We start from the raw sequence: 7,386 nt of genomic DNA, 5'->3' as shown, positions 1-7,386 counted from the left end.
GTCGCCAAGCTCGGCCAGGCCGACAATGGCGTGACCGTCTCGACCCGCTCGGGCACTTCGGGCCTCGCCTACGACATCTTCAACGCAGACCAGGACAGCCCCTCCGACCTGCGCGGCCTGAACGGCGCCACGTCCTTCTCGGGCCAACCCACTGTCGGCGTTGACATTTTTGCCCGGATCAAGGCCGCGAGCGCCGAAGACGAATGATCTAGACGACCCCGCATCCCGCCAATCTCTCTCCCCCGAGGTGCGTTGCGGCACGGACACCCCCCGGTTCAGCGAAAGCTGCCGGGGGGTGTTCTTTTGCTTGGATCAGTTCGTCGCGACCCGGGCCACCAATTCCGCGACGCGCGGCCCGAAAGCCTCCACGATCAAGCGGACACCTTCGGCATTCGGATGCACCCCATCGGGTTGCACATAGCGTTTCCGCGCCGTTGCCATGTCGACCTCGGCCACGAGCGGTCCCAGAAAACTCGTCTCGTGCAAGGTGCCGTATTCGCGGGCCAATTCGGGATACATCGCGTCGAAATCGGCCTTGAAGTCAGGCCCGTAGTTGCCCGGTGCCTCCAGCCCGATCAGCAAAACAGGAAGCGCCCGTTCGCCCACCACGGTCGACAGAATGGCGTCGAGGTTCGCGCGCGAGGCTTCGGGCGGCAGTCCGCGAAGCAGGTCGTTGCCGCCAAGCGCCACGATCATCGCATCGGTCCCGTCCGACAGGGCCCAGTTCAGGCGGGCCAATCCACCCGCTGTCGTGTCGCCCGAGACTCCGGCGTTGACCACCGTCGCATCGACCCCGTTGTCGTCCAGCCAGGCCTGAAGTTGCGGAACGAACCCCTGTCCGTCGGGCAGGCCATAGCCCGCCGTCAGACTGTCGCCCAGGGCCACGATTTCGAGCGTTTCGGCCATGGTGGGCGCCGCCAGCGTTGCTGCACCTGCGAAGAAGGTGACCGCGCCAGCCTTGCTGGCCCGGCCCGCAGCCCCATATGCGAGAGACGCCATCCAACGGAGCCGCCCCATGATCCTGTCGCTCAACAATGTGTCCCTGTCGCTGCAAGGCAATGCCGGAATGGTGGACATCCTGCACGACATTTCGCTGGACGTCGGCGCGCAGGAGACATTGGGGCTGGTGGGTCCGTCGGGCAGTGGCAAATCGTCTCTCCTGATGCTCATGGGCGGGCTGGAGCGTGCGACCGGTGGCGAGGTCATGGCCCTGGGACAGGATCTGACCGCCATGGACGAGGACGCGTTGGCCCGCTTCCGCCGCTCACATATGGGGGTCGTGTTCCAATCCTTCCACCTCATTCCGACGATGACCGCGCTGGAAAACGTGGCGACGCCGCTGGAACTGGCCAATGCGCCCGACGCGTTCGAGCGCGCCGAGGCCGAATTGGTCGCCGTGGGTCTGGGCCACCGCATCGGGCATTACCCGGCCCAGATGTCGGGCGGCGAGCAGCAGCGCGTGGCCCTGGCCCGGGCCGCCGCGCCGCGCCCCGACATCCTTCTGGCGGATGAGCCGACGGGAAATCTGGACCAGACCACCGGCGAGGCGATCATGGACCTTCTCTTCGGTCTGCGCGACCGGCACGGCGCCACGCTTGTGCTTGTGACCCACTCGCAGGAGCTGGCCGACCGGTGCGACCGGGTGATCCGCCTCGTGGACGGAAAGCTCGACCGCGAAACACGACCGACCCGGATCAAGGGTGCCGCCGAATGATCTGGCTTCGCCAAGCGGCCACGATTGCGCGCCGCGAATTGCGCGGCGGCCTGTCGGGCTTTCGCATCTTCCTCGCCTGTCTGGCCCTGGGGGTCGCGGCGATTGCCGCCGTCGGATCGGTGCGCATGTCGATCACCGACGGGCTGGAGCGCGAGGGGCGCACGATCCTGGGCGGCGATGCCGAGGTCGAATTCAATTATCGTCGCGCCACGCCCGAGGAACGCGCCTATCTCGAAACGCTTGGCCAGACCGCCGAAGTCGTCGATTTCCGCTCCATGGCCGCGACCGGTCAGGGGGGCGAAGCCGACCGTGCGCTGACGCAGGTAAAGGCGGTCGATGACCTCTATCCGCTTGTCGGTGCGGTCGTTCTGGACCCGCCGATCCCGCTGGCCGAAGCCTTGGCCGACGATGGCATCATCGCACATCCCGTCCTGGTGGACCGTCTGGGCCTGTCGGTGGGCGATGAGCTCTGGCTTGGGGCGAAGCCTTTCACCCTGCGCGCGGTCCTGATGCGCGAGCCCGATGCGGGCGGCGCCGGTTTTGGCCTTGGCCCCCGGACCATCGTCCTGACCGAGGCGCTGGAAGGCTCGGGCCTTCTGTCCGAAGGCAGCTTGTTCGAGAGCGACTACCGCGTGCTCCTGCCGGACACGCCGGACGATCAGCTCGATGTGTTGCGTGCCCAGACCGAGGCCGAACTGGCCGAAACCGGCGCACGCTGGCGCGACAGGCGCAATGCCTCGCCGCAGGTGCAGCGCTTCGTCGAGCGGATGGGCAGCTTCCTCGTCCTCGTCGGGCTGGCCGGTCTGGCGGTGGGCGGCGTGGGCGTGTCGGCGGCGGTGCGCAGCTATCTGGATCGCAAGACCGGCGTCATCGCCACGCTGAAGACGCTCGGGGCCGAGGGGCGGGTCATCTTTGCCGCCTACATGATGCAGATCGCGGTTCTGGCCGCCGTGGGCATCGGCATCGGGCTGCTGCTCGGCACGATCATCCCGATGATTGCGGGCCCGCTGATCGAGGCGCGGCTGCCGGTGCCGGTGGCCTTCGGCATCCATGGCACACCCCTGGCCGAAGCGGCGCTCTACGGCGCGCTGACGGCGCTGATCTTCACGCTCTGGCCGTTGGCGCGCACCGAACAGGTGCGAGCCGCGTCGCTGTTCCGCGATGCGTCCGGTCCGTCGCGCGGCTGGCCCCGTCCGCCGTTCATCGCGGCACTCGCGGCTTGCGTTGTCCTGCTGATTGGCCTGTCGGCCTGGCTGTCGGGAATTCCGACGCTGGCGCTCTGGTCGGCGGCGGGGATTGTCGTCGCCCTCGGGGCATTGGTCCTGTCGGCTTGGGGTGTCCGGCGTCTGGCGCGCAGCCTTGCCCGGCGGGTGCGGGGACGCCCGGCCTTGCGTTTGGCCCTCGGTGCCGTGGGCGGACCGGGGGGCGAGTCGACGGCGGTCGTCCTGTCGCTCGGCCTGGGGCTCACCGTGCTGGCCGCCGTGGGACAGATCGACGCCAACATGCGCGCCGCCATCAACCGCGATCTGCCGGAAATCGCGCCGAGCTATTTCTTCGTCGACATCCAGCCCGACCAGTTGCCCGCCTTTCTGGAGCGGGTGGAGAATGACCCCGCCGTCAGCCGGGTCGATTATGCGCCCATGCTGGGCGGCGTTGTCCGCCAGATCGGGGAGCGCAGCGCCAGCGAGATCGACCATTGGGTAACGCGTGGCGACCGCCGGATCAGCTTTGCCGACGCCATACCGGCGGGCACGCGCATCACCGACGGCGAATGGTGGCCCGAAGGATATTCCGGCGCGCCGCAGGTCAGTTTCGCCCAGGAGGAAGCCGACGAGATCGGCGTCGAACTGGGGGACGAGGTCACGATGAACGTCCTGGGCCGCGACATCACCGCGACGGTGACGTCCTTCCGGCAGGTCGATTTCAACTCGGGCGGGATCGGTTTTGTCCTGGTCTTCAACGAGGCGGCCCTGTCGGGCGCGCCGCACACCTGGCTGTCGACCGTCTATGCGGAGGAAGAGGCCGAGGCGCAGATCCTGCGCGATGTCGCGGGCGACGCGCCTAACATCACGGCGGTGCGCGTCAAGGATGCCATCGCGCTGGTGACCGAGGCGCTGTCGGCGCTGGCCGCCGCGACAAGCTGGGGGGCGGGGGCGACCTTGCTCACGGGCTTTGTCGTGCTGATCGGCGCGGCGGCAGCGGGCGAGCGGGGTCGCGTGTTCGAGGCGTCGGTGCTCAAGACCCTTGGCGCGACCCGGGCCACGGTGCTGGCCAGTTTCGCGATCCGGTCGGCCCTGTTGGGGGCGGCAGCGGGGTTGGTCGCGATCTTTGGCGGGGCGCTGGCCGGCTGGGGGATCATGACCTTCGTGATGGACGCGCCCTATGCGTTCGAATGGGTGTCGGCGACGGCCATCGTTCTGGGCGGCACGGCGGCGACCTTGCTGGCGGGCCTGGCCTTTGCCTGGCGCCCCCTTGCCGCACGCCCGGCGCAGGTCCTGCGCTCGCAGGAGTGAGCGATCAGTCGGACCCCGGCAAGTCGGGGCAGAACTCGGCGACCTGCGCCTCTGCCCGATCGGCGCGGGCCTTGTCGGTCGCACCCCCGCGTGTTGACGCCAATTGCGCAGCATGGATCGTCGACAGACAGGGCGGCGACCAGCTGAAGCTGACCTCGTAGCTTGGCACACCGCCCATGCGGGCGTGGCGTGTGGCATTCAATTCAAGATAAAGCCCCCGGTCCTGTCGCCAGGACGCCAGCGGCACGCGCATCACCGTGCCGGTCATGTCCATCGATTGCAGATAGCCATAGGCCTCGGCCACGGTTTTCCCGTATGGCACGGCGCGGCGCGGCGACGCTGTGAAATCTTCGGCCCGGTCCCAGGCGAATGCTGCCGCGGCACGGTCGCGCAAAACGCTCACAGGTTCGCCGTCCGACCCGTCAAGGGGACAGAAGACCCGGCCCCCCGACACCACGTCGCCCGTCCGAAACACCTCGAGATAGGCGCCTGTGCAGGTCAGCGTGAGCACTCCGAAGTCGAGCGTTGCCTCCACATCCGCCCGCGATCCGCCCACGGGCGAAAGTCCATCTGCCTGTGATGGATAACCAAGGGGAAAGCCCGTCGCCTGCTGCACCGCATAGGCGTTGTCGCCAAGTCGAAGCGCTACGACATCGCCGTCGGGCTTCGTCCGCAACACGACCACCGCCACCATCGCGATGGCCAGGGCCACACCCACGATCCTGCGCTTGCTATTGGCCACCGGCACCTCCTGCGGGACAGGGGTGCCAGGTGTTCCCGGTCTGGAGCCACGGATGGCGACCCACTCCAGTCAGACGTGTTTCAAGCAAGACCAACAACCGACATCCTTCGTTAACCAACATCTTTTCAGTAAGCCCGGGCGAACGGGTCTGTCCAGATGGGGGAACGGCTGACCTCTGTCATTGCGTCCCGATGGCAACGAAAATCGGTCGGTGTGGTGGACGTCCGCCCCGGTCAGGGGGCGGAGATCAGGGGAACCTCGAAGAACATCGTCTCGCCGGAATGGTCGTCGACCCCGTCGTTGTCGGTGACGACGAAGGCGCGGCCCGCGTCGGTGATGGCCAGACCCTCGACCTTATCGAGAACGAAGCCGCCGGTCGACGTGAGGTCAGTCATCAGGTCGCGCACGATGTCCTTTCGCGCTACCGGCATGGGTCCACCGAGGGGTGCCGGCGTCAAGCCGTCAAGCGCCACGCGAGTGATCAGCTTGACCTCGGCGGCGGTGCCGGACTGGTTGTCGCGCTCCAGGATGTAGAGCTGCCCGTCGTAGGCCGCGATCTCGCTCAGACCGACCCATCCCGTCGTGGCCTGCTCAAGCGGATAATGCATGGCGGCCCATTCGCCGGTCGCGGGATCGTGGCGCAGCAGCTTGACCATCCCGTCCGGATCATCGCCCCATTCGCGCTGCATCGCGATCCAGAGCACTCCGTCGACCGCGGTCACACCCTCCATCCCGAACCGCTGCTCCCCGGCAAGAAGCACGTCGGGTAGCGCGACCTCGCTGCGGATCTCACCCGTCGCGTCGACGCGCAGCAGGGCGTGGGGGACATCCCGGTCGGTCCGCCCTTCCGACACGAGCCAGAAGCCGCCTTCGCCGTCAGGCGCGATCCCTTCGAGGTCGAGTAGCTCGGCCGGGCGACCGTCCCGCGTCACGTCGATGGCGCGCAGGATCCGGGCGGGTGTCGCCGTGGCGTCGACCTCGAAGATGCGCGGTTGCAGCGCATAGAAGCTGTCGGAGACGGCAAAGAGCCGGTCGCCCACAGCGGCCAGACCGGACAGCGCGCCCCACCCGAGCAACGCTTGCGTGCCGGCCGAGGTCAGATGCGGATAGGCGGGCGGTCCATCCTGCCAGTCATAGATCATCACATGGGCGCGCGCCGCGCCGTCCTCGACCAGGTCGCCCTCGTTGGCGGTGATCAGCAGGTTGCGGCCCGGAACCACGGCGATGCCTTCGGGCCCGACGCCCGAGGGCAGAAGCTGTCGCAGCACGGGGGCGGCGGGGGTCGACACATCGTAGACCCCGATGATGCCGGCCCGCTCGGCCCCGACAAACACCAGCGGGATGCCATCGACCACGGCGAAGGCGACGCTCTCCGGTTCCACCCCCTTGGCGTCGCTGCGCCGGTCTGGATAGTGGCCGATTTCCACGATGGCATGTTCGAACGAGGTGCCGCTGTCCCAGACGATGCTGCCGTCCTTGGACCAGATCGTCCAGCCGCGCGAGCCGCCCTCGTAATCGCCTTCGTTGGCTGTGGCGAAATGTGCGTCGTCGATCCAGGCGACGGCATCGGGTTCGCGCAGGCGCCCCGGCTGATCCTGATCGAAGATCAAGGCGCCCCGGTCGTCGAGCGCGTCGATCCCGGTCAGATCGACGGACCCGGCGCTGAAATGCGTGATGATCGACCCAGTGCGCGACAACACGACCAGGTGGTTGTTCTCCTGCAGGGTGACGGCGATCTCGCCCGCGTCGTTGATGGCCAGAAACTCCGGTTCGGGGTCCGTGGGGGCGACATCGGCCAGTCCGGTCAGGTCCACGCGGCGCGCCGAGGCGCAATCGGGCAGGCCATTCGGCCCAAGGTCGACCAACACGACATGTCCCGCCGGCAGTTGCGGCAGGGCGCCGTCGTTCAGGTCTTCGTCCCGCTCGTTCTCGACGGCAATGGCCGCAAAGGTTACGTCCGGGGCTACGGCGACGGCGTCGGGTTGACCGCCCAGATCGCAGCTGGCCGCGGCCCCGAGGTCGGGCAAGGTCAGCGCCAGCAAGACGCCCGACGGATCGGTGAAGCTGTCGGAGGTATTCACGGCGGCCAGCACGTGGTCGCGGGCCATGGCGACAGACGTCGGCTCCCCATCGAGCTTCAGCAGGCCCAAGGGCTGCGGCGACGCGGGGTTCGCGATGTCGATCAGGCCGAGCGCCCCGAGCAGGCTGTCGGTATAGATCAGGGTCCGGCCATCGCCGCTGACGGTGATGATTTCCGGCGCGGTTTCCGACTGCGGGTCGATGTCGTCCGGCAGGTTCGCGGTGACCGGAAAGCTGGCGATGCGGTTGAACGCTTCGCCATGGGCGGCGGAGGCCAAGGCCAGAAGGCCGCAAGACAACAAAAGATGGCGAGTCATGATTTCCCCCGTGATGTGCCG

The 7,386-nt window shown here is 67.8% G+C and carries 6 protein-coding genes; 3 read left to right on the top strand and 3 right to left on the bottom strand.

Annotated features, from left to right (window positions below):
* A partial coding sequence (locus tag BM002_RS19385; protein ID WP_425431882.1) for a hypothetical protein occupies nt 1-207 on the top strand: 207 nt, incomplete at its 5' end.
* A gap of 105 nt (nt 208-312) precedes the next feature.
* Here the strand turns inward: BM002_RS19385 and BM002_RS17910 are convergent.
* Nucleotides 313-999 carry an arylesterase gene (locus tag BM002_RS17910; RefSeq protein ID WP_425431881.1) on the bottom strand — a complete coding sequence of 229 codons (687 nt, stop codon included), beginning with the start codon at nt 997-999 and terminating at the stop codon, nt 313-315.
* 16 nt (nt 1,000-1,015) lie between these two features.
* Between BM002_RS17910 and BM002_RS17905 the strand changes: the two genes are divergently transcribed.
* Both BM002_RS17905 and BM002_RS17900 read left to right on the top strand, forming a co-directional pair.
* On the top strand, nt 1,016-1,714 hold the full coding sequence (locus tag BM002_RS17905; protein WP_092784638.1) for an ABC transporter ATP-binding protein: 699 nt from the start codon (nt 1,016-1,018) through the stop codon (nt 1,712-1,714).
* Nucleotides 1,711-4,227, top strand: a complete 2,517-nt coding sequence (locus BM002_RS17900) for an ABC transporter permease (RefSeq protein WP_092784635.1) — start codon at nt 1,711-1,713, stop codon at nt 4,225-4,227. The genes BM002_RS17905 and BM002_RS17900 overlap by 4 nt, the downstream gene beginning before the upstream one ends.
* Before the next feature lie 4 nt (nt 4,228-4,231).
* On the opposite strand, the gene BM002_RS17895 is transcribed toward BM002_RS17900, so the two are convergent.
* Together BM002_RS17895 and BM002_RS17890 are read right to left on the bottom strand one after the other, a co-directional pair.
* On the bottom strand, nt 4,232-4,969 hold the full coding sequence (locus tag BM002_RS17895; protein ID WP_092784632.1) for a hypothetical protein: 738 nt from the start codon (nt 4,967-4,969) through the stop codon (nt 4,232-4,234).
* 233 nt (nt 4,970-5,202) lie between these two features.
* On the bottom strand, nt 5,203-7,365 hold the full coding sequence (locus tag BM002_RS17890) for an esterase-like activity of phytase family protein (RefSeq protein ID WP_092784629.1): 2,163 nt from the start codon (nt 7,363-7,365) through the stop codon (nt 5,203-5,205).
* Nucleotides 7,366-7,386: the final 21 nt, after the last annotated feature.

Origin of the sequence: Jannaschia pohangensis, assembly GCF_900113875.1 — a bacterium.
In the GTDB taxonomy this organism is placed as follows: Bacteria; Pseudomonadota; Alphaproteobacteria; order Rhodobacterales; family Rhodobacteraceae; genus Jannaschia; species Jannaschia pohangensis.
The sequence above is the reverse complement of the archived record's forward strand: the minus strand, read 5'-3'. Positions and strand labels throughout refer to the sequence as shown.